General features: G+C 52.8%; 19 protein-coding genes. 7 read left to right on the plus strand and 12 right to left on the minus strand.

Going from position 1 to position 24756, the window contains the following annotated elements; translation table 11 throughout:
* Positions 1-113: 113 nt before the first annotated feature.
* The 5 genes from proS to guaB all read left to right on the plus strand — a co-directional run bounded on the left by proS (position 114) and on the right by guaB (position 4669).
* Complete coding sequence (proS, locus tag H575_RS05540; protein ID WP_042699183.1) at positions 114-1547, plus strand: proline--tRNA ligase; 1434 nt, start codon at positions 114-116, stop codon at positions 1545-1547.
* Between the two features lie 104 nt (positions 1548-1651).
* Positions 1652-2122 carry a NusA-like transcription termination signal-binding factor gene (locus H575_RS05545; RefSeq protein WP_245241123.1) on the plus strand — a complete coding sequence of 157 codons (471 nt, stop codon included), beginning with the start codon at positions 1652-1654 and terminating at the stop codon, positions 2120-2122.
* Positions 2119-2433 (plus strand): phosphoribosyl-ATP diphosphatase, encoded by a 315-nt coding sequence (hisE, locus tag H575_RS05550; RefSeq protein ID WP_042699186.1) that lies wholly within the window; start codon positions 2119-2121, stop codon positions 2431-2433. The genes H575_RS05545 and hisE overlap by 4 nt, the downstream gene beginning before the upstream one ends.
* A 71-nt stretch (positions 2434-2504) precedes the next feature.
* Entirely contained in the window at positions 2505-3194 is a 690-nt protein-coding gene (locus tag H575_RS05555; RefSeq protein ID WP_042699188.1) for a (5-formylfuran-3-yl)methyl phosphate synthase, read from the plus strand.
* A gap of 5 nt (positions 3195-3199) precedes the next feature.
* Positions 3200-4669, plus strand: coding sequence for an IMP dehydrogenase (gene guaB, locus H575_RS05560; protein ID WP_042699190.1), 1470 nt, complete (start codon positions 3200-3202; stop codon positions 4667-4669).
* A 49-nt stretch (positions 4670-4718) separates the two neighbouring features.
* On the opposite strand, the gene H575_RS08955 is transcribed toward guaB, so the two are convergent.
* The 11 genes from H575_RS08955 to endA form a co-directional block, all read right to left on the minus strand.
* Entirely contained in the window at positions 4719-5318 is a 600-nt protein-coding gene (locus H575_RS08955) for an ArsR/SmtB family transcription factor (protein WP_052319981.1), read from the minus strand.
* 68 nt (positions 5319-5386) lie between these two features.
* A complete protein-coding gene (gene alaS, locus H575_RS05570; protein ID WP_042699192.1) occupies positions 5387-8128 on the minus strand; it encodes an alanine--tRNA ligase in 2742 nt (913 codons plus the stop codon).
* Positions 8129-9262: 1134 nt separating this feature from the next.
* Complete coding sequence (locus H575_RS05575; RefSeq protein WP_042699195.1) at positions 9263-10492, minus strand: ABC transporter ATP-binding protein; 1230 nt, start codon at positions 10490-10492, stop codon at positions 9263-9265.
* A complete protein-coding gene (locus tag H575_RS05580; protein ID WP_042699197.1) occupies positions 10489-11436 on the minus strand; it encodes a FecCD family ABC transporter permease in 948 nt (315 codons plus the stop codon). Before H575_RS05580 ends, H575_RS05575 begins: the two co-directional genes overlap by 4 nt.
* 57 nt (positions 11437-11493) lie before the next feature.
* Positions 11494-12501, minus strand: coding sequence for an ABC transporter substrate-binding protein (locus H575_RS05585; RefSeq protein ID WP_052319982.1), 1008 nt, complete (start codon positions 12499-12501; stop codon positions 11494-11496).
* Between the two features lie 1013 nt (positions 12502-13514).
* The gene (locus H575_RS05590; protein ID WP_042699199.1) at positions 13515-13745 is read right to left on the minus strand and encodes a hypothetical protein; all 231 of its coding nucleotides are present in this window, start codon (positions 13743-13745) and stop codon (positions 13515-13517) included.
* Positions 13746-14178: 433 nt separating this feature from the next.
* Entirely contained in the window at positions 14179-14769 is a 591-nt protein-coding gene (locus H575_RS05595) for an acetate uptake transporter (protein WP_042699202.1), read from the minus strand.
* Between the two features lie 341 nt (positions 14770-15110).
* Positions 15111-16733, minus strand: a complete 1623-nt coding sequence (pheT, locus tag H575_RS05600; RefSeq protein WP_042699205.1) for a phenylalanine--tRNA ligase subunit beta — start codon at positions 16731-16733, stop codon at positions 15111-15113.
* Positions 16734-16735: 2 nt separating this feature from the next.
* Positions 16736-18160, minus strand: coding sequence for a phenylalanine--tRNA ligase subunit alpha (pheS, locus tag H575_RS05605; RefSeq protein ID WP_042699208.1), 1425 nt, complete (start codon positions 18158-18160; stop codon positions 16736-16738).
* Positions 18161-18163: 3 nt separating this feature from the next.
* The gene (locus H575_RS05610) at positions 18164-19420 is read right to left on the minus strand and encodes a tryptophan--tRNA ligase (protein WP_042699211.1); all 1257 of its coding nucleotides are present in this window, start codon (positions 19418-19420) and stop codon (positions 18164-18166) included.
* An 11-nt stretch (positions 19421-19431) separates the two neighbouring features.
* The gene (gene endA / locus H575_RS05615; protein ID WP_042699214.1) at positions 19432-20442 is read right to left on the minus strand and encodes a tRNA-intron lyase; all 1011 of its coding nucleotides are present in this window, start codon (positions 20440-20442) and stop codon (positions 19432-19434) included.
* 97 nt (positions 20443-20539) lie between these two features.
* On the opposite strand from endA, the gene H575_RS05620 reads away from it, so the two are divergent.
* Positions 20540-21727, plus strand: coding sequence for a PQQ-binding-like beta-propeller repeat protein (locus H575_RS05620; protein ID WP_042699217.1), 1188 nt, complete (start codon positions 20540-20542; stop codon positions 21725-21727).
* Between the two features lie 502 nt (positions 21728-22229).
* Here H575_RS05620 and H575_RS05630 read toward each other — a convergent pair.
* A complete protein-coding gene (locus tag H575_RS05630) occupies positions 22230-22700 on the minus strand; it encodes a nucleoside deaminase (RefSeq protein WP_245554497.1) in 471 nt (156 codons plus the stop codon).
* 229 nt (positions 22701-22929) lie between these two features.
* Here H575_RS05630 and thrS point away from each other — a divergent pair, with 229 nt between their 5' ends.
* Positions 22930-24690 carry a threonine--tRNA ligase gene (thrS, locus tag H575_RS05635; protein ID WP_042699222.1) on the plus strand — a complete coding sequence of 587 codons (1761 nt, stop codon included), beginning with the start codon at positions 22930-22932 and terminating at the stop codon, positions 24688-24690.
* Positions 24691-24756 lie beyond the last annotated feature (66 nt).

Consider the following 24756-nt stretch of genomic DNA (forward strand, 5'->3'; position numbering starts at 1 on the left):
GTCCGGCTTTTCAATATATCTTGCGGGATACATCCGCAGACTCCCGCCCTGCGCGTGTGGAACGTGGGATTAATACTCTCACGGACCTAATACTAACTACTTCAGGTGAATATATGGCAGAAGAAACCGGGGCACTCCCCTCCCGCAGCGATTTTAGCGCATGGTACAACGAAGTTATCCGTCGAGCGGACATTATGGACGTCAGATATCCGGTCAAAGGACTGTATGTCTGGTATCCGTTTGGGTTTGCGCTTCGCAATCATACCTACACGCTTCTTCGCAGTTTGCTGAACAGAGATCATGAAGAGACGCTCTTCCCCCTCCTGATCCCGGAAACCGAGTTCATGAAAGAGGCCGAACACATCAAAGGATTTGAGGACGAAGTCTACTGGGTCACCCACGGCGGTCTCTCGCCTCTTGATGTGAAGCTTGCTCTGCGCCCGACCAGTGAAACGGCCATCTACCCGATGTATGCTCTCTGGGTGCGCTCTCACGCAGACCTCCCCTTAAAGCTCTATCAGGTCGTCAATACCTTCCGCTATGAAACAAAACACACCCGCCCTCTGATCCGCCTTCGGGAGATCACCTCTTTCATGGAGTCGCACACGGTCCATACCGACTGGGACGATGCGAATAAGCAGGTCGAGTATGAACTGGGTCTCGCGTCAGAGTTCTACCGTGAGCTCGGCGTTCCGATCATCATCTCCCGCCGCCCGGACTGGGACAAGTTCCCCGGAGCTGACTTTACGATGGCAATCGACGCCGTCATGCCCGATGGACGGACTCTCCAGATCGGTACCGTTCACCATCTCGGAGACCACTTCTCCAAGACCTACAACATCACCTACGAGGACGTGAACGGCGAACAGAAACTCGCCTCGCAGACCTGCTTCGGCATCTCCGAGCGATGCATCGCCGCTATCATCGCAGTTCACGGTGACGACAAAGGCCTGGTCCTTCCGGCAACCGTTGCCCCGACCCAGGTCGTTATCATCCCGATCATCGTTGGAAAACGCGGCGATGAGATCATGGCTGCGGTGGAAAAACTCGAGAGCGAACTGAAAGCTGCCGGTCTCCGCGTGAAAACGGATGCACGCGACATGCGCCCGGGCGCCAAGTATTATCACTGGGAGCTTCACGGCGTTCCCCTCAGAGTCGAGCTCGGTCCGCGCGATCTTGACAACAGCCAGCTTGTCTGTGCGAACAGACTTGGCATCAAGACCACGATCCCCCGGGAGAATGCCGCTGAATCCGTGAAACGCCTGCTTGACGAGGCACATGATCAGATCCTTGACAAAGCCGAAGAACACCTGAGCAGTCACCTTAAGACGGTCACTACCGTTGAAGCGTGTAATGAGATGCTTGAAGAGAACATCGTCGTTGTCCACTGGTGCGGTGAGAAAGCCTGCGCTGATAAGCTCGAAGAACTCACCAACTCCTCCCTTCTCGGGACCGGGGTTCGCAGCAAATATGTCGTTGATGACGACGGCCCGTGTATCATCTGCGGAAAAGCAGGCAAAACCGCTCTCGTCGGCAGATCATACTAAACATATCATACATCAGTATCAAAAACATCCATATAAAAACAGAGGATATCATGCAAAACAACGATACATATTCCAAATCAAAAACAGAAAAACCGGGGTCCGCCATGCCGATAGATGAAATGCATGAACTTGACCGGACCCTCGGATTCAAAGAACGACGATATATCGAAGAGCTCCGCATCCTGACGAAATCGACCGCGATCGACTGTATCATCGATGACCGGTTCGAGCGGATCATCTATGTCATCCGTCAGGGTGATATGGGGATAGCGATCGGAAAAGGCGGCGACAACATTAAAAAGATGTCCCGTGTTCTCGGCAAAAGGATCGAGATGGTCGAGTTCGATGAGGACCGCGAGGTTTTCATAGCAAATATGTTCAAACCGGCTGAGGTCGCTTCCGTTTCATTCGGTGAGCGTGACGAGCCGGTCATGGTCACGGTTCCCGAACGGGGAGATTTCGGCCTTGCTATTGGAAAAGGCGGTTCAACGATCGAAAAAGCCCGGATCCTGGTCAGAAGGTTTTATGGGAAAGAGGTTGGAGATATCCTTATACCGAACAGAGGAAACGTATGACCGATGCAAAAGTGTTTGATGAGTTATGGCAGGTGATCTGTGAACGTGCGGTCTCTTCCGGCACCGATAAGTCATATGTCCGCCATCTCCTTTTTCATGAAAAGGGAATCGATAAATCCCTTGAGAAAGTCGGCGAAGAGGCCGTTGAATTCATTCTCGCCGCAAAAAACGGTGTTTCGGAAAAAACCGTCGGAGAAGCGGCCGATCTGATCTTCCATCTGATGGTTGCCCTGAAAGCAGCTGATGTTGATTTCAGCATGGTCGAAGAAGAACTCGCGGTTCGTCGCGCCGGCATGCATCTTCACGATTAATCCGGTGAATCTGAGGGTTCTGCGCCGACTCAGACGCAACCCCTATTAACCCGAACCTCCACATAATATACATGAAACTCTTAGTCAGCCCAAGCTCAATAGACGAGGCAAAGTACTGCCTTGATGCTGACATTATTGATGTCAAGCGTCCTGCAGAAGGATCGCTTGGCGCTAATTTTCCGTGGGTCATCCGCGAGATCAAACGTATGGCCGGTTCAACTCCCGTTTCTGCGGCGATCGGCGATTACCGCCCGACTCCGGGAAACGCTTCACTTGCTGCATACGGCGCTGCATGCGCCGGAGCTGATTTTGTCAAGATCGGTCTGATGTTCAGTGATAAACAGGCCGCAAAGGAAGTCATTGAAGGGGTCGTCCGTGCTGTCAAAGAGCCGTTCCCGGAAAAGACCGTCGTCATCGCCGGTTACTCAGACTTTGAACGACTCGGCGCGATCAGTCCTTTTGACATCTCACCGCTCGCAGCAGAGTGCGGCGCTGATTTCTCTATGATCGATACCGGTATGAAAGACGGCAAAAGCACGTTCGAGTTTATGGACAAGACGGTTCTTTCTGAATTCACCGATCTGAACCGATCTCTGGGCATCGGGACTGCCCTTGCAGGATCTCTGAAGTTTGCTGACATTCCGGTTCTCAAAGAGATCGATCCGGAGATCATCGGCGTCCGCGGGATGGTCTGCGGCGGAGACAGATCGACGATGGTTCAGGAAGAACTCGTGAAAAAAGCGATTCAGATGGTTAGGTAAACAACATGTTTGGAGAAAAACTCAACATCCCTACAGCACTCACCTTCGATGATGTGCTGATTGAACCGGCAGAATCCTGGATAGAGCCAAATGATGTGGACGTTCGATCCAGATTTTCTAAAAATATTTCCCTCTCCATCCCTCTGGTGAGTGCGGCGATGGATACAGTCACCGAAGCAGAAATGGCAATAGCGATGGCACGCGCCGGAGGTATCGGCGTTCTGCATAGAAACTGTACGCCGGAAGAAGAGGTCGCCTTCGTCACCCGCGTTAAATCAGCTGACAATGTCATCGAACGTGATGTCAGATACGTGACCCCTGACACGACCATTGCTCTAGTTGCAAATCTCATGGACCGTTACTCGATCGGCGGCGTTCCGGTGGTCGGCCCTCACGGAAAACTTCTCGGTATCGTCTCACGCCGTGATGTTCGCGGTCTGGTCAATAAAATCGGAACCGAAACGGTTGAGACAATCATGACGCGTAAACCGATCACGGTGAAAGACGATGTCACAGCAGACGACGCCATCAACATGATGTACACGAAAAAGGTCGAGCGTCTTCCGGTCGTCGATGACAAAGGCAGACTGACCGGGATCATCACGATGCAGGATCTTCTGGAAAAACAGCAGTATCCGAAAGCCAACCGTGACAGGAACGGAAAACTCCGGGTAGCTGCCGCCGTCGGACCTTTCGATATGAACCGTGCACTTCAGCTCTCTGACGCTGGCGTCGATGCGATCGTTGTGGACTGTGCGCACGGACATAATATGCATGTGGTCCAGGGAGTGAAAGATATCAAAGGTTCCGTCTCCTGTGATGTAGTCGCCGGAAATATCGCGACCTCAAAGGCTGCCGGGGAACTTGCAGACTTCGTTGACGGCATCAAAGTCGGTATCGGCCCCGGCTCGATCTGCACGACACGTATCGTTGCCGGTGTCGGCGTTCCGCAAATATCTGCTATTGCAAATGTATGTGATGTCGCAGATCCCGCAGGCGTTCCGGTCATCGCTGACGGCGGTGTCAAATACAGCGGCGATGTGGCCAAAGCAATCGTTGCGGGCGCTTCGTCAGTAATGATGGGAAGCATGTTTGCCGGGACCGATGAGGCGCCTGGCAAGACGATCATCGTCAAAGGCAGAAGATACAAACAGTACCGCGGCATGGGGTCTCTTGGCGTCATGACCTCAGGGAACTCAAGCGACCGGTACTTCCAAAAGAAAGGGATCGGTTCAACAAAATATGTGCCTGAGGGCGTGGAAGGGGCAACCCCGTATGTCGGTTCTGTGACTGATGTCATCTATCAGACGATCGGGGGGCTCAAATCCGCGATGGGATACTCCGGAAGCAAGGATATCGAGAGCATGCGGAAAAACGCACGTTTCGTGAAGATCACCTCCGCAGGACTCAAGGAATCCCACCCGCATGATATTCTGATCACCGACGAAGCACCCAACTATCGTACCAATCTTTAAGATTGGTATTTTTTTTATAATTTTTTGTGAGAAAAAAGAAGGTTCGGGTTTATCCGTTTTTTCTGACCTTATACATTTCATAGGCCATCATCAGTGCCAAAACCGCCAGAGATATGACCAAAAATCCCTGTGCGACGTTATGGATCAGCGGCATAAACGAAACCCCCTCCGCCAGAGAACTGCCGGACGCCTGGACGGCTAATAGCTCCGCCGTATCACTTGTTTTCATCAGATATCGTGTTCCGATCACCTGATTCATCGTCTGGGGAATAGCGATAACGAGAGAACACCCGATCGCGATAACACCAGCCATGGTTCCGTATCTCTCGACGATACCTTTGACATCGACGGTCTTTCGCGGAGCGAACACAACGACCTGATCTTTGACCGCATAGATCTTCATCTCACGTCCCTTCTGACTCCACCGGGTATTGGAGATCTCGACCAGCCCTGCTGAAAGCATATTTTCCAGATGATATTTTACCGTTGTCAGGGGCAGACTGGTACGCTCGGCAAGAGCAGTGGCACTTTGCGGATTGCCGGTGAGTGCGTTAAGTAGATCCGCGGATGTGGGAGACGCCATCACCTTGGCAACTTTCTGTGCTTCAAGGGATCCATGTTCCAGCACAATAACGTTCTCTTCCTGCATGATAGATACACTAACAGTATGGACGCGAGGGGTAATAACCCTCTCCTAAACTGCGAAAAAAATGGTAGTTATGACTCTAACGCGGTGCGAATTACTGATTCGGCCTTGAGAAGCGCTTTTCCGACTGCTGAAGGATCTGTTCCCGCTCCCTGGGCGAGATTTTCCTTACCTCCGCCTTTTCCGCCAAGTTCAGCACAGACTTCGCCGACCAGTTTGCCGGCATAGATCCTGCCGTTTCCTGACGAGGCAACAACGCCAAGACCGTCTGCGGTCGTGATCAAAAGAGCCACGCCTCCCCGCTCGGCGATCTTTCCTGCGACCGTGACGAGTTCCTTTCTGGAGACATCGATCTGTTTGATAACGACCTCGACACCGCTAATGTCGATCCCTTCGATCCGGGAAAGCTCGAGTTCGGCGATCTTTGCCCGAAGTTTTTCGATCTCTTTACGCTGTTCTTTCCACTCGGTGAAGAACCGCTCTACAGAACCCGGGAGATTTTCCGTCTGAACAGACAGAGTGTCTGCGGACGTATTCAGCAGATTCTGGATATGCTGCATCGCATCAAGCGCTGCAAACCCTGCCGCAAACTCGATACGTTCGACACCGTCCTGGATATGTTCCAGTTTCAGGATCTTGATCGGCCCGATCTCACCGGTACACTGACAGTGTGTTCCGGCGCATGCCTGGACCTCTGCTCCCATCTGGACAACGCGGATGTCTTTTCCCGGCGGAACGCCACCCTGATACAGGGCAAATCCGAACTTCTGTTCCGCCTTCACCCTGTTTTCGATCTTCACCATTGCGGGGAGATTCTCCATCACCAGACGATTGGCGATAGTTTCGATCTGTTTCAGCTCCTCAGGCGTGATGTGGGTATAGTGCCGGACATCCAGGCGTGCGACATCGGTCGAGAGCTGCGATCCTGCCTGATGAACATGCGGGCCAAGGACCTCCTTTGCGGCGCGAAGGAGCATATGGGTCGCCGAGTGGTGACGCATAAGCGCCCACCGACGGTCTTCATCAAGGACGCCTTTTACTCTGTCGCCGCGCTTCAGGGTGTTCTCACGAACTTTATGAAGGATGACGTTTTCCGATTTGACGACCTCGTCAACACGGACCATCGTCGACTTCGTCACAAGCATGCCGGTATCGGAAGGCTGGCCTCCTCCTTCGGGATAGAACAGGGTAGCGTCCAGCACAACATAGTTGTCAAAGATATCCAGGACCGTTGCATCGAACTCCATATCGGCAGGCCGTTCATAGAAGCTCTTGCGCGTCTCCGGGATCTTGGCGATCCGGTCAGCGTACTTCGCGAGCGGCGAGACCGGTTTTTCCGTCTCGTTTTCGGAGTGCATGTCCGCGATCTGCGAGTCGAAGTCGTCCGGGATCTCGAACGCGGCGCCGGTCTCTTTCAGGATCTTTCCCATCAGATCGACCGGAATGCCGTGTGAATCATACAGCGTGATCAGTTCGGTGAGCGGGACCGGTTCGTTCTTCTTGACATAATTCTGACCTACCCGCTGAACCGTCCGGGTCCCGCGTTCGATGGTCGTATCGTACTTCTCGACCTCACGGTTGATGATGTGTCTGACGATTGCCTCATCCTGCTCAAAGTTGGTAAGACCGATCGTTTTCATCTGGGAAACCACAAGATCGCCGAGATCCTCGTCGAGCTTTAAGTCCTGCATCATCCTTATGCTGCGCCGGAGAACGAGACGGGCAAGATATCCTTCACGGACATTGGACGGGACGATTAAGTCGCCGAGCATATAGGCAAGGCATCTGGTGTGATCACAGAGCGCATACACGCTTTCCATCGGAACGATGATCTCTTCGAGTTTTGCAAGCGAGATGTTCGTTGCGTCGGCCACCTGCTGTCTGAGGTCGCGGATCTTTTCGCCGCGGATATCCATGAGGCCGGCAAACTTTGCGTTCAATCCTAAAATGCGCTCGACCTCGGGATTCTCCAGACGATCCTCCATTCCTGCCGAGGTGAGGATACGCGGGATCATCTCCGGGAAAACCGCGTCGTAAGCGGTCGGTGTGCCGCAGGATGCCCAGGTAAATCGTTCCAGTCCGTATCCTGTATCGACGATCCGAAGCGGCATCTCGTAGTAGTCTTTGCCGTCGATACTGACCGGTGGTTTGCCTGAGTTTTTCCGGGAAAGGTTCATGAAAACGAGTGTGGCAACTTCGAGGCCACCCATTAAGACCTCGACGCTTGCTCCGGCATTTCCTCCGCCGAACCACGGGTTTTCTTTGTAGGTGAGATCGAATATGTTGCCGCCGAGAGACTCGACAAATCCGCTGCAGAGTTCAAGACAGCGGTCCTTCCAGTAGATCGGTTTTTCGTCGGTGTTGAAGGCATGGTGAGCCATCATCTCAAAACAGGTGAAGTGTCTGCCGGATCGGCCCACGTTGTCAAGATCGTTCAGTCGTATGCAGGGCTGGGAGATCGTCAGCGGGTTTGCCGGCGGGGGGCATACGCCGCTCGTTACGAACGGCTGGAAGTCTGCGATGGAGGCAATGGTAAGATAGATGTCGTCACGCCATCGTGCGGCTACCGGGTATCTGTTGATCCTCGTGTGGCCATGCCTCTCGAAGAAGGAGAGGTATGCCTCCCGCATTTCCGTAAGACTGTGTTTTTTGAAAATCGGATTTCCAATGAACTGATAAGGTTCACACGGTGCATCCCCGCAGATCTCCCGGTTTGGGTCGAGGGTCCAGAATGCACTGCCGCATTTTTTACAGATTTTGCGGACGAATCCGTTTTCTTTAAAGTATTCAAGCTGATATTCGTTTTCTAGCATGGGTAAACCTCCAGTAGATACAGTATATATTTGTAGGTTCGATGCGGTTAAATGAGTTTGCGTTATGCTTTTCCATGAAAGGCCGGCGTGCGCATTCAGCAGAGAAAGAGAATAAAACTGCGGCCAATTCTACTCTTCAGTTTTCCAATAGGAGTTACGCGGTGTTATTCTCAACCGAAATAAACTGATGTACTTATGAGATGTCTTCGAGTTCGTGTATGGGATATCTTTTGAAACATGAGAAAAAATCAACCGCGTTCGCAAATCAGAGATTTGCTCTCCGACTCGCTTCGCTCGCTTGAATCGGCGCGAACCGCAAAGCTTCGCTTTGCTCTCCGCTTCGGGTTTTCGACCCTCGCTTGAATCCGCCCTTCTGGCGAGGCGAATCGGATTTGCTGATCCTCACTCTCGCAAGTCTCTCGCAAGGCAAAGCCTTGCTCGCAAACATTCTGTTTGCTCAGCTAAGATCGCCGGCTGCGCCGTCGATCCGCCTCCGCTAAGGTTGTCCGCTTTCAGCGTCCAACCCGCTATCAACACGACGGCTCGTCCCTTCATCGGGAGCGGGTTGGCGACGAAGTCGACGACCTCAGCTGAGCAAATCGTTAGATTTGCGAGACCGTTCGGGCAAATCCTGTCGCCGCCCCAGCGGCTCGCAATGGTAATTTACCTCTCGATTTCATATATAGATTGTCAGTAAATGGCCATTTTCCATATATAGGACTGATCAATACATCTCTCCCTCACGGGAGGCGCTGGGGCGCCGACAGGATTTGCCCGAACGGTCCCGCAAATCTAAAGATTTGCTACGCTAAGGTCGTCCGCGTTCCGCGTCCAACCCGCTCCCGATGAAGGGACGAGCAAGACAGCGAAGCTGGATTGCGAGAGTGAGGATCAGCAAATCCGATTCTTTGAGCAAGCCAACGGCTTGCGGGATTCGCGCCGATTCGCGGTTGGTTTTTCTTCATGCTTCCACACCCAGTAATACCCTTCCCGAATTGGAGCCACACCCACACCGCGTAAGTCCTATTCCAATTAACAACCGAGTGACGCCAGATAATCCATACTTGGCGCGACGTCTTCCAGTCTGAGAACTTCAAGGATCAGGGTCGCGTCACCGGCAGATGCCTGCGTCGTTCATGGATTGCCGGCGTACAGTATCTTCATAAGGGCCGTGATGCCGGGTACGATAACTGCTCCGTTCTCGATGAGGGTTCTGCGAATACGGGTCGCTTCGCCGCCCGTGTAATCCTCACCCTCTCCGAGAAGGTACACCGGTGCAGAGACTCCGGTGAGAGCCTGGAGATTTGCCAGATTGCCGTATCCTACCGGCATGCCGGTGACCACGATCTTATCTGCTCTGGCAAGCATCGTCTTCAGTTTTTGGACAGACCCATCGCTCACGACAGCAAATGGCGGTTCAATGGCCGTCTCAAGCCCGAGTTTCACAGCCGCAAGACAGTCCGAATCGTTTGCCGCGAGCACCCCGGCCGATACGGTAAAACCGTTCAGAGTCAGGGTGTAGAGGACCTCGGTCCCGGTCCCGCCCCCGGAGATCACATGGATGTGTGTGGAGGCGGACGTCGGCAAAACGCCGTATTCCGGAATGAGATGCGGTTTTCCGGTAAGCGGATGGGTCGATACCATCATCCCGACAGAAAAACTCTCCCGGATCTTTTCCGGCGTCAGGACCTCCATGGGGGTCCCGACTGCGAGAATTTTTCCCTGTTTCATCAAAACGATCCGGTCACAGAAGTATGATGCCAGATTCAGATCGTGAAATACGCCGATGACCGTGATCTTTGGCGTAAGGTCCCGGATAAGATCCATGATCTCTATCTGATGATTGATGTCGAGATGGGAGGTGGGTTCGTCCAGAAGGAGGATCTTCGGCTGCTGGGTGAGCGTTCTTGCGATCAGAACGCGCTGACGTTCCCCTCCGGAGATCTCGGTGATCAGCCGGTCCGCGAGGTGGAACGTGTTTGTAGTTTTCATCGCTTCATTGGCTATAGCCAGATCGCTTGGCGATAACGGGGCGAGTTTTCCAATGTGCGGATATCTGCCCATAAGCACGATCTCCCGTACGGTGAACGGAAATGCCACATCGGTTTCCTGACCTACGCATCCGATCGTTTTTGCGAGAGCGCGTGAATCGAATGATTCCGCATCAAGTCCTTCGATGAAAACAGCGCCCTTATCCGGTTTTAAGATCCTGGACAGGGCCCGCAGAAAGGTTGTCTTTCCGCATCCGTTCGGCCCGAGGATCCCGATGAATCCGCCCTGATCAACGGCGAGAGAGAACCTTTCGATAACATGACGGTCACCGTATTTTACCGAAATATTGTCTGCAGAAATGGCAGGCGTCATACGCGTGTCCTCCGGCGGAGCAGGTAAATGAAGAACGGAGCTCCAAGGAATGCGGTGATGATCCCGACCGGGATCTCAACGGGAAGGGTTCTCGCGAATGTGTCTGCCCATATGAGAAGAATGGATCCTGCAAGCACAGATGCCGGAAGAAGGACCCGGTGATCCGGTCCGGTAAAGATCCGCATAATGTGGGGGATGATGAGCCCGACGAACCCGATACATCCGGAAACGGAAACTGCGATGGCAGTAATAAATGTGGAGACCACAAGGAGGATCTTTTTGGTTTTCTCCGTGTTGACGCCAAGATGGATCGCCTCCTCCTCCCCAAGAGCCATAACGTTCAGATCCCGGGAAAAGATGTAGAGGATGACAGCCGCCGCCGGAATGAGGAGAGCGAGTCCCACATCGTCCCAGTAGATGTTCCAGAACCCGCCCATCATCCAGAACATGATCTGGTGAAGACTGTTTCCTGACATGTACATGATAAAAGAAAGCATCGCGGAAAGGAAAAGCGAAACCGCGATCCCTGACAACAACAGGGTCTCGACCGCCATCCGTCCGTTTCTCTGCGAGATTATATACACGGTGACCGTTGACGCGGCGGCTCCGATAAAGGCAAAGAGCGGCATGAATAATCCGCCGAGAAAAACGATCGCACAGGCCGCTCCAAGAGCGCCGCCGGTCGAAGTCCCGATGATATAGGGGTCTGCCATCGGGTTTCTGAAAAGTCCCTGCATCACGCAGCCGGCGGCGGCAAGCCCCCCTCCCACCAGCAGAGCCCCGATCACGCGCGGGAGCCTGACTTCAAAGATCAGTTTTCGGATCATCTCCGAGTCAAAGGTGAGGATGGATAACCCCGATATCCCTATGCAGGTGGTAATGACGATGCTTATCAACAGGACGATGAGGAGCACAGGGAGGAGAAGGACGGGGTGGCGAAGCATAATTGTGTATATGTTGTTTGCGTTAAGAAAAATAAATATGTAATAATCGATCTCTGTTCAATCCCGTCTGCAGATGAAGAGACCGCCGACGATTCCGGCGATGATCAGGAACACACCAAATCCGGGTGAAGCCGCGGTCGATCCTGGTTCATTATACTCGCCGAAGATCTCCGGATGAAGGATCTGGGCAAGCTGCTCTAAGGAGATAACGATCCTGGGGCCTCCGCGATCGAAGGTGTCAGAATCCATAACATAAACGGCCTTGTTCTTCACTGCAGTGATACCGCTGAGCTGGGGGTCTGTCAGGAATGCTTTCTGAATGGTATTTTCACCGCTCTCCCCCATTTTTGAACCTGAATCAACCAGAATGATCTCCGGATCGGTCGTGAGCAGTTTTTCGAGCGTGATCGTGCCCCAGCCTTTCACGTCGGCAAAGGCATTCGTGCCGCCGGCGAGCGTGATCAGTTCGTTCTGGAATGTGTTCGAACCGGAAACCCAGAAGGACTCAACACTCATCGCGTGCATGACCGTGGGATTTTCTGTAACACCTTGAAGTTTATCGGTTATTGCCCGGATCCGGATCTGCATGTCAGATATTATAGACTCTGCCTCGGAGGTCGTACCGGTACAGGCCCCGATCATCCGGATCGCATCATATGTTCCGTCAACACTGTCTGACTGGATAACGATGACCGTGTAGCCGAGCTGGCGGAGAGAATCGATGTTCTCCTGCCCGTTTTTGGGGTTGGCAAAGATAATATCCGGATCTGCCGCAACGATCTTCTCGATATTTACGGTAGCATATCCGCCGATCTTTTGTATTGCCAGGGCTTGTGCCGGATAATTACAGTATTCGGTGACGCCTACGACCTTGCCACCGAGCCCGAGAGCAAAAATAATTTCCGTGTTTGTCGGGGCGAGTGAGACGATCGTCTCAGGATGAGTCTCTATTATGGATGCAAAGCCGGAGTCGTCGGTGATGGTCACCGGGGTCCAGCCAAGAGCAGATCCTGAAAATACGGCAAGGGCCAGCAGGAAAATCAGAAGTATTCGTAGATGTTTCATAGTTGTATATGGTTTGTCTTATATAAGTAAATAAATTATGAGTTGAGCGTCGCGGGAGGGACTTCCGGAGTTACGTTGGCTGCCCTGAAGGGGCGGCCTCCGCTGAGGTCGTCCGCGTTTCGCGCCCAACCCGCACTCGAAAACCACCATTTCCACTCCAAAAAACCACCCAGTCAAACCCCAAAACCATCCGGGTTCCACTCGAAAACCACCATTTCGATTCGAAAATCACCCTCCTCCGATCAAAAATACTCCTCTCCCGACCCCAAAATACCACACCTCAAACAGAAAATACGCCGAATCCTGCCGATTTCTCCGGCAAAACATTAAGACTATATATACTAACACACAGGCGCCTGAAAAAAACGATGACCCCCGACAGACTACCTACCTAGGTAGTGACCTAGAGCGGAAGAAAAAACTCTCATCAATCACTTTTTTTTTAGGCGCCTGGTCTCTTATTATTATTATTTTATGTACAGTACAGAAGAGAGAGAGAGAGAGAGAGAAGGAAAGAAAAAAACCAAAATGAAAATTACTACTATATAAATTAGTAACGCACTAGGTAGGTAGTTATTCCGGGGGTATCGTTTTTTCCAGGCGCCTCCCTATTGATTTATATACTATGACTGCATGAAGGAGAAAATACGCCGAATCCTGCCGATTTTGATTTTTACCCACGAAAAATCATCATTAAAAAATGGTCAAAATTGATCGGCGGAGGGTGATTTTGGAATCGAAACACCTATTTGCGAATGGAAAAATGAAGAAAATTTCGTTGTGAGAGATCATCCCAAAGACGACCCTGACATCCCGGGCCCAATTCGGAAAGAGGTTTGCTGAGTGTGGACACATGAGAATCCCACCGCGAATAATCGCGAATCTCCGCGAATCGCATTTTTCCTGTTCCGCCCTCTTGACCTTCGGTCGCGTCCCTACGCTGCGCCTCATCGGCTCCGCGTGACCGGGACGGCGGAACGAAAAATGCTGGAAAACCCGCGTCGCGGGTTTTCTTAAAGAGCATTCGTTATTCCTGATTTTTCAAGAACTATGAGTTTTTTATTTCCGAGAAAACCCGCGACGCGGGTTTTCCAGCATTTTCCACGCTGACGTTCCGGCCACGCGGAGCCGATGAGGCGCAGCGTAGGAACGCGGCCGAGGAGTGAAACGACGAGGACAAGAAGACAGCGTAAGGAAAATGCGATTCGCGGAGATTCGCGATTATTCGCGGTGGGCTTTCTCATGTTTCCACACCCGACCTTACCCTTCCCGAATTGGATTCGCGCCGATTCAAGCGAGCGAAGCGAGTCGGAGAGCAAATCTCTGATTTGCGAACGCGGTTTTTTTCATCTCATGTTTCCACACCCAACCTTACCCTTACCGAATCTCACACACCAACCTAATCCTTCCGCCCCTGTCCCCCTTTTCGTGATTTTAGTTGGCGGGTCGGAGAACAAGCGAGGGCTGTAAGCCTGAAGCGGAGAGCAAACCGAAGGTTTGTGAACAAGTCGACGACCTTAGCTGAGCAAAGTGAAGCTTTGCGAGTGGGCGGGTTGGACGCGGACGACCTCAGCTGAGCAAGTTCGAAACATTCGCGAGTAAATGCCGTCACGAAGAATCGCATCGTCCTGAACGAAGTGATCTGCGTCCGCTTCCGGGAGAAAAAAAAGGAATTGGTTAAACCGGGAGTACCCGGCGGCCGAAGACGTCATTGATGATGGCTCCGACACCCATATAGAGCGCAAGGGCGCCTGCCACGATACCGGTTACGCCTGCCAGGGTATGGATCAGGTGAATACCGGTCAGGTTTGCAGCCACAAGCAGCACCACCAGAAGGAGGACCGCTGCGAAGGTGACCTGCAGGAGCCGGTGCATCTTCAGAGTGCAGATAAACAGCCCGAAAATCAAAAGACCCCAGACGGAGAGAAATGCTGCGAGATCCACTGCGGTTGGTGCCGCTGCAAGACCAAGCGCCGGCAGAATCGAGATGGCCGCAAAGGATATCCAGAAGAGCCCGAAGCTCCCGAAGGTGACCATCCCGAAGGTATTGTTCTTCTTCCACTCCATGATGCCAACGATGAGCTGGGCAAGTCCGCCATAGAACAGCGCCATCGCGATGATGGGACTTGTCAGATCAGTTATTCCGGCATTGTGGAGACTGAGCAGAATCGTGGTCGTCCCAAATGCACAAAGACCGAATGGTGCAGGATTGGCGGTATTGTCCATCAGGAAGAGATTGTTTCTGTTCTTTTCTTCGATATGGTCCATAAACTATTCACATTCTCCAAAAATGATGCAATAGATCTCCTTATTTTGGAAACCGGCGCACCAACGTACTATCGTTGTGGGGATAAGTATATATTAGTTATGTAACTGGTAAGGTCCTCAATAACAAATATTATAACTCAGACCTGATTTTTGAACCCTGTTTTTAGCAAATATGTTCATAATGCCGATCGCTCCATACTATATCAGAGTAAGTAATGAGGTCAGTGCCTGACTTTGACAGCTGTAAATCGTATCCGGAACCAGATAGGGGTCCAGGAAAACAGGATATCCCGCCGCGTAACTCCTTTGAGAAAAAAAGATGAAAAAAATTCCGCAGAAGCTCACTTTCCTTCGACAAACCCTCTCAGGTCCATCTCAAAAGCAACTGCCTGATGTTCGAGTCCGAACCCGACAAGAACATCCGGATTGATCTCGCCAAAAACGCCGACCTTCTCTCCGGAGACGTAAATATCGCCGCGTCTTCCGGGAATGAACGCATCATCCGACGACTCCCGGACCTCGTATTCGATCGACATCATCTGCGAGAATGCATCCATTACGGCGTATATCTCCGAGAAGTCCGCAGCCGTATGGATAGAAGCCGCTGCCATCTTCGGGGAGGTGACCAGATCCTCCACCACATCCCCGCAGGCAAAGATCCTCTGGGGAAGTTCGCGTGAACGGTTGATCGAGAGCGACTCCATCAGAAGCGGCAGGATGTCGGTCCTGATGATCGTCTGGTCTTCGCTGATCGGGTGAAGAACATGGAGCGCCGCCGGGTTTTCCGGTCTGTGCATCATCTTGTAGGAGAGTTCCCCGCTCGTAAGGGTGAACGGCGTGTTCTCGATATACGACAGCCCGACCATGATATTTCTGACAAGGCTGTAGAGTTTCTGCACCGGGTGCGGCTTTCCTACAGTGAAACTCGGCGGCAGACTCGTCTCGATCTTATCATACCCGAAGGCAATTGCCGCATCTTCATACACATCATGATCATGCATGATGTCGGCACGATAACAGGGTATCTCGACGGCGACCCTGTCCTCATCGATAACCTCGGCGCCAAACCTCATCTTCATAAGAAGTTCGGTCATCTGCGGAGCGGTCATCGGAATGCCGGTCAGTTTACTGCATGCGGAGACGGAAACGATCCGCTTGTCAGGACTGAGGTCGGGCGAGACGACACCGTCGATGTTTACTGACTCGACTGAAGCGCCCATCTCGACGAATGCGGCGCAGAGGATTTTCACTGCAACGCCGACGGCACGCGGCTCGATGCCCGTGACATCCAGAAGGATGTTGTGCGTGTTTTCCGTAACTCTCGTCAGTTCCCCGTTGATGATCGGCGGGAAGGAACAGACCCTGCCCTTTGCATCGGTGATCAGCGGGAACCTTTCGAACTCCTCAACGATCTTTGCGTAGGCTTTTCCTTTCGGATGCTCGAGAAGGATCTCTTCCATCGTCATTTCCCTCTCGTAATCGAGCGGCACGAATTTTGTCTTACGGTCCGCTGCGATGTACGAGAACGGTGCTTCGATCCGGTCGAGATCGTGCACGCCGATCGCCACCTTTTTGCGGCCGCGGCCGACTGCCCAGTGAAGAGACTCCTGCAGACCCATCAGGGATTCGATCATCGCATTGTCCATATGGACATTTCTGATGACCGCCGATCCAAGATACGGGCGGATATTTGCAAGCTTCGGATCGACTGAGAAAGAAATGCCTGACGGCTTCACTTCATACTTCGGCAGACCCGTTTCTATGCCGAGATATCCCCGGAGAGCACGCGCCGTGCCTTCAGCGCTGTACAGATCAGGACGGTTCGGGAAGAACTGGACATCAGTCTGCTCCTCCTCCTCGCGTTCCACCTCGGATCCCATCATGGGGAGGCTCGCACGGATCCTTTCGATATCAGTACCCGTCAGGCGGGTCAGATATGCATTGTTGAGTTTTACGATCGGCATCTTCAGCACCTCCTTACCGGGCTTGCGCGTATCCAGTCAATATCGCTCTTATACAGCTGACGCAGGTCTTTGAGACCCATTCTGAGCATGGAGACACGGGAAACCCCGAGTCCCCAGGCGAGGACCGGGCAGTCGATTCCCCAGGGAGCAGTAACTTCCTTTCGGAAAATACCGGCTCCGCCAAGCTCGACCCAGCCGAGCCCGTCGACCCATACCTCAGGTTCGACCGACGGCTCGGTGTAGGGGAAGTAGCCCGGACGGAACCTGACTTCTTCGAATCCCATCCTGCCGAAGAACTCCTTAAAGAACCCGAGCAGGTGGCCGAAGTGCAGATCCTTGTCCATCACGATACCTTCCAGCTGTTCGAACTCAGGCAGATGGGTCGGATCGATCGTCTCCCTGCGGTAGACACGGGAGATCGAGAACGCCTTCAGCGGCGGGTTCGGGTGCTCGGCAAGGTACTGGATCGAAAGCGAGGTGGAGTGGGTTCTCAGAACACACTTCTTTCCAACCTCCGGGCTCCACTCCCCGCCCCAGCCGGTCGAACCGGTGTCTCCGCCGAACTTGTGGATATCTCTGATCTTTTCCCATCCGTCCGGGAGCGGCAGTTCCTCGGCGAGATGGAACGTATCCTGCATCTCACGTGCCGGGTGATCCTGCGGCTGGTACAGCGAATCAAAGTTCCAGAATGAGTTCTGGACGATCGATCCGTGGAACTCGGTGAATCCCATCTCGAAGAGGAGATCGCGGATCTCATCGAGGATCTGCTGGTTCGGGTGGATCCGGCCTCCGAAGATCTTTTTCGGGAGCTTTGCGATGCTGTATTTTCGAAGCGGCAGACTCTTCCACTCGCCCGAAAGGATCTGTTCGCGGGTGAGGGTAGCTACCTCTTCACGCAGATCAAGACCGCCTTTGGCGATTTTTTCGCCTTCCGGCGTCAGCGCGATCTTCCATTCGGTATTTTCCACGATCTCGGCGAGTCCGCGTTTTACGAGTTCTTTACAGGCCGGTGTACCGGGAACCGGGTTTTTCAGCGCCAGTTCGTCCTCGCCGACGGCGGTATTTTCGTTAACGAAAACGATACCGTCTTTGATCGTGACCCAGTTCTTCTTTCTCAGCCAGCCGATCGCGATTTTGGAAAGAGGATTCTTGGTCAGCTCGGCAAGCGGAATGGAGCCGTCTATGCCTGCAAGGATCTGTCGTTCCGGCAGTCCCTCTTTCGCATATTTCTCTCCTTCCTCTGTGAGTTTTGCCTGTTCGGTGACGGTTTTTTCGAGGGTCACAAGACCCTTGTCCGCGCAGAGATGGGCCCACTGGATCACCGATTCAAGCGCAGCGTCCATCTTTTCTGCGAGAGCCTCCGCGTTCGTCGGCCCGGAGCCGGTCAGGGCTGCAAGAACCCGTTTTTCATTTATTGTAAGATCCATACATTACCACTCCGCCATGTGAGATACTTCATCACGTTTTTCTTTGAATTCTTTGAGGAAGGTGAGAACACGTTCCAGTGTTTCCTTCTTACAGGTCCCGCACATCAGCTCACCTGCTTTGCAGGCTTCGCACATCTTTGCGAGCTCCTTATCGTCTTCCTGCATATGGAATTTGTTCAGCTGATAGATCGAGCACTTCTCCGGCTCGCCGCCGAGTTTTTTCTGCTCTTCAAGGGTCTGTCTGCCGCCTGTGAGAGCGCCCATGATCTTTTTCTTTGCATCCTTTTCCGTGTCATCGAACCAGACAAGACTTTCCGGGACCGATGAGGACATCTTTCCGCCCTGCAGACCCTGCAGGAAACTGTGATACGTCGAAGAAGGCAGCATGAATCCAAATCCGCCGAACTCCTGCTCGATGGACCGGACGATCTCATCGACCTCGGCCGCGTTGTGTCCTGCCGGAAGATCGATGTGTCCTTCGTATTTTTTCGCTCCCTTGAAGCGTTTTGCGACCGCATCTATTGCCTCCGGCGTCGCTTTTTTCGCCCGGATGCTGATATGCGAACCTCTGTCTTCGACAAGGAACATCCGCAGGGCTTTGGTGACATCGCGGGTCAGTCTGATATGCGGATCCTGATCGATCCCGACCGGAACGATCGTAGGGGCTGCTCCCCCGACAAGCTGCGGGTAGAGGATATCTCCCACTTGCATCGCGACACTCATCGCGTGTGCCAACTCTGTATCCGGACCAAATCCGTATATTGCCGAGAGTTCGGAGAAGTTTATCTTCGTCGCCGCTTCGAATGCAAGATCTTTGAGGAGATTATTTTTCCGCTGGGAGTAGATCTCTCCTTTGAATCCGAGTGCATAGAGGCACTCCATATATTCCCGGGCGTATTTGTCACAGACGTCCCATGAGAGGCCTCGAACCGCGTGGGCTTCTCTGTCCGCCATCGAAATGAACCCGCGTCCGCCCTGATCGATGTGCCAGACGACCTCTTTCATCACCATCAGGTGCCCAAAGTGCGGATGACCTGAGGGCATGAATCCGGTCAGGACATGGAACGGTTTTTTCATTCGTATTGCTTCGGATATCGCCTCGTATCCGCGGTGGCCGGCGACGATATCTCTTCTGATAAAGACCGGCTGATCTTTTAGGAGTGGTTTCTGGGCAGCAAACGATTCGATCCCGAACTCTTCAAAGAGCCGGTTGATGTCGACTTTCGGGGCGCTTGACCAGGGGTTTATTTGTTCTGCCATATATTTTCACATCACATTTTCATTCTGGCGAATTCGACTTCGGTGATCTCTGTTCCGGAGATGGAAGCAAACAGCATTTTTTTCCGTACGCTGTGAGCGAGACGTACCGACCTTGAGATCGTACTCATCGACATGAGCGTCTCCAAAGGTACCGCGTGGGCCAGCATCTCGGAGTGTTTGCCGCTTTGGGTGTACACGCGGAAGTGGTGACCATACTTGTACCCTGACCGCGGGAAAAATCCGAGACCCTTCAGGTACCGGTACAGGGTGAGTTTGTCCATGAACTCGCCGTCGGCTGACGCCGCGAGGCTGATGTATTCTTCAGCGGTCATGGAAGGTTCCGTTTTAAGATGTCCGGTTTCCAGAAGCCACGCGGTTTCCAGAGGTGAAAGGAAAAGTCTGACCCCGTCCAGCATCGTGCCGAGCCAGAGAGTTTTCAGTGTCTCGGTGATACCGCTTCCATCCTCAGTCACGTATGAGGGGATCCCGGCGATCTTAGCATGGATCAATGCAGGGAGCTCTAACCGTTCATCGGCTTTCGGCTTCCCGATCCTGATCTCATAATACGTGAGTTCATGCTCGTCGTCCAATACTGCCAGGACAAACTGTTTGCGCATGTTTGCCGAGGTGACCGCATCGCTGATGATCGCCGCAAGGTCGACCATATCTCTTTCCGAGAGCACGCGCATCAGATATCTGGACTGACCTTTTCCGGGTCGAAGGCCCCGGGGAAAGACACGGAAGTCCTGAGGCCCGGTGGTCACCACGTAGCCGCGTTCCCTGATGTCCCGGTAGACAACGAAGTTTCGTAAAAAGCCAGGTGTTTTTGCACATTCCGCAAGGAGTTCGTCAAATGAGAGGCCGGGGATCTCGATTTTTCCCCGTGCCATCAGATAGAGGGCCTCTTTGGGATCGAGACGGAGGGTTCCTGATTTGTCCGGCCGGCCGTAGCCGCTCTGCTCATAAAGGGAGAGGGCTTCGGATGGGGCGATTACCTGGGTTCCGTCGAATTCTGCTTTCACGCGGAGTTAAGGTTTGTTCTCTATTATCATTAATGAGGGGGGTGTGTGTCAGGGAGAACGACAAAAGATACTAACAAGGAACGTGAAATATACTTCTATGTCCCGACGAATACATGCGGTTCTCCTCCTCCTTCTTGCGGCTGTTCTCTTCTCTGGCGCAGGTCAGGCGGCGGTCACCGAAAATCTGAATCAGACGTATCATATTGGTGATCTGTACACTGACATCATGGCCGTGTCAGGTACCGGCGACGGAGGGTATTATCTTGGTATCCTCCATGACGGCGTTTTATCTTTGATAAAGACCGATGCCAAAGGAAAAGAGCTCTGGTCGGCCAATGTCACCGGTTCTGAATTCCGGTCGATCACGCTCCTGTCAGACGGGGGCTGTGTCTATGTCACAGCTCTTGGAACCGACACTTATCTTTGCCGTGCTGATCAGACGGGAACGATCATGTATGAACTTCCGCTGCCCGGTATCGGCGCAGGTGTTCAGCCTGTTGTGGTATCCGGCAGTACGATCAAATTTGCCGGCTGGTTCTGGGAGACCGACACCGGATTTACCCAGAGTTTTCTGTTGAGCGACGGCACACCTGCAAACGATCAGCTGTCCCTTCCGGAGGGCAGGATCCCGGTTTCCATGATGAAGAATGATGACGGAGCCTATGTTCTTGTCGGCGGAGCAACTTCCAATACGTCTTCCACCAGCAGCGAGGCATGGATCATGCAGATAAAAGACGGCGGAACGGTGGTCTGGAACACGGTTATAAAAACCGACAGCCTGCAGACAGAATACTACGGTCCCGGAAGTACCGCATATGCTCTCTGTGAAGGAGAAGACGGCGGATACTTCGTTGCCGGCACGGCTGCTCCGTATAATCTCTCAACTGCGTTTGGTATAATCTGGGCATCGATGGTCACTTCCGACGGTAAGGTCGTCTGGGAAAAAGAACTGCGCGGCGCGGTCCCGTACGGCGTTGCAAAACTTGGAGATGAGTATCTGATCGCCGGCACCGGATGGAATTCGCCATTATGGATGACCCTTACCCCGTCCGGAGCATTACTGGATATCGTGTATCCTGAAGAGGTTCCCGGTCAGTTCAACGCGGTCGCAAAGACCTCGTCCGGCAGTGCGGTCCTGGCCGGCTGGAGTTTTTTGACCGGTTCTGCTGACGGATATCTGGCGGGTCTCACCGACGGCTCGGCTGCATCGAGCCCGGTTCCGTTGGCAGGAGGCATCATCGGCCTATTCGGAGCTGCCGCCTGCCTTGGTGCACGACGCCGGTAAAACCGCTGAGGAGTCAGCAAGGGATCCCCGGATCCTCTTTTTTGATCTAAGATATACGCAGGTCTCCTTACAGATCGTTGGATTTTCCGGACAGGGAGGACCAAAGAGCTTTGCCAAAAAGGCAGGCTGGAAAGGAGGGAGGCGGACTTGCCGAAAAGAGCGAGTTGTTGACAAACGGGTTGTCAAGTGTCTGCGGGCGTATTTTGGCAATCGAAGCAACATTCTCAGTTTGATTTTAGTATTTGTCAATTTGCCCCATTTGACAAAGGTGTGGAAAGAGAGAGGAACGGATGGTCAGGTTTGCCGGGAGAGAGACACTGCGGGCCTTTCTCTCTCTTTTGCGTAAAATAGTAAAATATAATAATTATTATTATAATTAAAGGTATTTTTGGATTTAAAGGATGATATGAGGTTTGTTGTGTTGTCAAACGATTCGACAAGTATCTGACAAGTCGACAAACAGGCATGTGCGGTCAAACCGGTAAACCATCTCAACCATATCTCAGAGCTCTACTGAGATATCCTCATTCCAGACAGCAGGATTCTCCTCGACATACTCCTTCATCATACCAATCAGCTCCGGATCATTCAGGATCGTGACCTTCACGCCCCGTGAACGCAAAAAATCGACCTCGCCCGGATAATTCACATCCTCACCGATAACGACTTCCGGGATCCCGTACAGGACGATCGCGCCGGAACACATGATACACGGAGAAAGGGTGGTGTACAGCGTGCATTCTCTATAGAATGAAGCGGAACGGCGGCCGGCGTTCGTAAGAGCATCCATCTCCCCGTGCAGGATCGGATCGCCTTTCTGGATCCTTTGGTTATGACCCCGGGCAACGATCTCTCCGTTTCGAACGATAACGGCCCCGATCGGGATCCCGCCCTCGCTTCGCCCGGCGAGCGCCTCCTCATACGCGGCCTGCATATACTGATCCATCGACTCCTTCTTACTGAGTTCCGACATATCCAGAAATGGTATTGGAGAAATGATAAACATACGTTTTTCTGCCGGAGACCGCGGACCCTCCCCCAGGAAACTCACTTCAGACCTTTCCTGTACCGAAATACATATGCCTTGCAAAACCAAACCTGTAAAGAATATTTAGATATGACCGTACCCGGGAAAAAGCCCGGCAGAACCATATCTGAATGCCGTAAATAGAGTTGGAAAATACGAGGAAAGGAAGGAATACATGAAAGTTATTTACAGCGACGGAACAATCGGCGAGTGTCAAAAAGAAGAAGAACTCCACGTAATACGTCATACTGCAGCCCACGTGCTGGCCCAGGCGGTCAAACGCCTCTACCCGCACGCAGCGTTCGGCTACGGTCCGGCGACCGAAAAGGGCTTCTATTATGACGTAGACCTCGGCGACACAAAACTCTCCGACAGTGACCTTGCCGCGATCGAACAGGAGATGCGGGAGATCATCAAGGCCAACCTGCCGGTAAAACCGTTCATCCTCACCCGTGATGAAGCGGTCAAACTCATGACGGAACGAAACGAGCCGTACAAAGTCGAGCACATCGCCGACCTGGACGAAAACGTGCCGCTGAGTTTCTATGAACAGGGCGAATACATCGATATGTGCACCGGCCCGCACCTCACCTATACCAAGACCCTCAAAGCCTTCAAACTCACCGGACTGTCCGGCGCATACTGGAAAAACGACAGCAAAAACAAAATGCTGACGAGGATCAACGGCACCGCGTTTTCGAGCGGAAAAGAGCTTGAGGATTTCCTCAAACTGCAGGAGGAGGCGGAACGCCGCGACCACCGCAAGATCGGAAAAGATATGAAGCTCTTCATGTTCTCCGACGAGGGTCCGGGATTCCCGTTCTTCCTGCCGAACGGGATGATCGTGAGGAATGCTCTGCTCAATTACTGGCGTGAACTTCATGCAGAGAACGGGTATCAGGAGATCTCGACACCGCTGATCATGAACCGCTGTCTCTGGGAAACCAGCGGGCACTGGGATCATTACAAGGACAATATGTATGGAACGAAGATCGATGACGAGGATTACTGCATAAAACCGATGAACTGTCCGGGCGGCGTGATGGTCTATGCAAACGAGCCGCACAGTTATCGGGAACTTCCGATGCGCCTCGCCGAGCTCGGACTCGTTCACCGCCATGAGCTGAGAGGCACGCTGCAGGGACTCTTCCGTGTCCGCTGCTTCACGCAGGACGATGCCCACATCTTCATGAGGAAGGACCAGATCGCCGACGAGATCGCAGGCGTTGTCCGGCTCATCAACGAGGTCTACACAAAGTTCGGCTTCGAGTATTTCCTCGAACTCTCCACCCGCCCGGAAAACAGTATGGGCAGCGATGAGGACTGGGAAGCGGCGACCAACGGTCTGAAGGATGCACTCGACCAGCTGAAGCTTCCCTACACGATCAACGAAGGAGACGGAGCATTCTACGGTCCGAAGATCGATTTCCACTTAAAGGACTGTCTCGGCCGGACCTGGCAGTGCGGCACGATCCAGCTGGATTTCCAAATGCCGATCAACTTCGATCTTTCCTATGTGGATGAGAACGATGACAGACAGCGGCCGATCATGATCCACCGGGTCTGTTTCGGTTCGATCGAGCGGTTCATCGGCATCCTGACGGAGCATTTCGCCGGCAGGTTCCCGGTCTGGCTCGCGCCGATGCAGGCAAAGGTCCTTCTCGTTACAAAGAAGAGCGAAAGTTACGCAGAGGAGATCTATGCGATGCTGAAGGATGCGAAGATCCGCTGCGAACTCGACAACCGGAATGAAAAGATCGGGTATATGATCCGGCAGGCGCACTATACCGAACGCGTCCCGTATATGATCATCATCGGCGAGAAGGAGCTGGAGGATCACACCGTTTCGATCCGCACCCGCGATGGAAAGACGGTGACGATGACGCCGGAAGAGTTCCTGACAAAGATCAAATACGAGATCGAAAACAGAGTCTAGACTCTGAAATTTTTCTCACTTTTTTTATAGAGCTCTGAACACCCGCAGTCGCAGACCTTCGGTTTG

This window comes from Methanocorpusculum bavaricum DSM 4179 (assembly GCF_000430905.1).
Classification (GTDB): domain Archaea; phylum Halobacteriota; class Methanomicrobia; order Methanomicrobiales; family Methanocorpusculaceae; genus Methanocorpusculum; species Methanocorpusculum parvum.

Bases quoted from the DNA above. Each gene is read 5' to 3' on its own strand.
- proS (WP_042699183.1), top strand. From the start codon at position 114: ATGGCAGAAGAAACCGGGGCACTCCCCTCCCGCAGCGATTTTAGCGCA.
- H575_RS05545 (WP_245241123.1), top strand. From the start codon at position 1,652: ATGCCGATAGATGAAATGCATGAACTTGACCGGACCCTCGGATTCAAA.
- hisE (WP_042699186.1), top strand. From the start codon at position 2,119: ATGACCGATGCAAAAGTGTTTGATGAGTTATGGCAGGTGATCTGTGAA.
- H575_RS05555 (WP_042699188.1), top strand. From the start codon at position 2,505: ATGAAACTCTTAGTCAGCCCAAGCTCAATAGACGAGGCAAAGTACTGC.
- guaB (WP_042699190.1), top strand. From the start codon at position 3,200: ATGTTTGGAGAAAAACTCAACATCCCTACAGCACTCACCTTCGATGAT.
- H575_RS08955 (WP_052319981.1), bottom strand. From the start codon at position 5,318: ATGCAGGAAGAGAACGTTATTGTGCTGGAACATGGATCCCTTGAAGCA.
- alaS (WP_042699192.1), bottom strand. From the start codon at position 8,128: ATGCTAGAAAACGAATATCAGCTTGAATACTTTAAAGAAAACGGATTC.
- H575_RS05575 (WP_042699195.1), bottom strand. From the start codon at position 10,492: ATGACGCCTGCCATTTCTGCAGACAATATTTCGGTAAAATACGGTGAC.
- H575_RS05580 (WP_042699197.1), bottom strand. From the start codon at position 11,436: ATGCTTCGCCACCCCGTCCTTCTCCTCCCTGTGCTCCTCATCGTCCTG.
- H575_RS05585 (WP_052319982.1), bottom strand. From the start codon at position 12,501: ATGAAACATCTACGAATACTTCTGATTTTCCTGCTGGCCCTTGCCGTA.
- H575_RS05590 (WP_042699199.1), bottom strand. From the start codon at position 13,745: ATGAGAAAGCCCACCGCGAATAATCGCGAATCTCCGCGAATCGCATTT.
- H575_RS05595 (WP_042699202.1), bottom strand. From the start codon at position 14,769: ATGGACCATATCGAAGAAAAGAACAGAAACAATCTCTTCCTGATGGAC.
- pheT (WP_042699205.1), bottom strand. From the start codon at position 16,733: ATGCCGATCGTAAAACTCAACAATGCATATCTGACCCGCCTGACGGGT.
- pheS (WP_042699208.1), bottom strand. From the start codon at position 18,160: ATGGATCTTACAATAAATGAAAAACGGGTTCTTGCAGCCCTGACCGGC.
- H575_RS05610 (WP_042699211.1), bottom strand. From the start codon at position 19,420: ATGGCAGAACAAATAAACCCCTGGTCAAGCGCCCCGAAAGTCGACATC.
- H575_RS05620 (WP_042699217.1), top strand. From the start codon at position 20,540: ATGTCCCGACGAATACATGCGGTTCTCCTCCTCCTTCTTGCGGCTGTT.
- H575_RS05630 (WP_245554497.1), bottom strand. From the start codon at position 22,700: ATGTCGGAACTCAGTAAGAAGGAGTCGATGGATCAGTATATGCAGGCC.
- thrS (WP_042699222.1), top strand. From the start codon at position 22,930: ATGAAAGTTATTTACAGCGACGGAACAATCGGCGAGTGTCAAAAAGAA.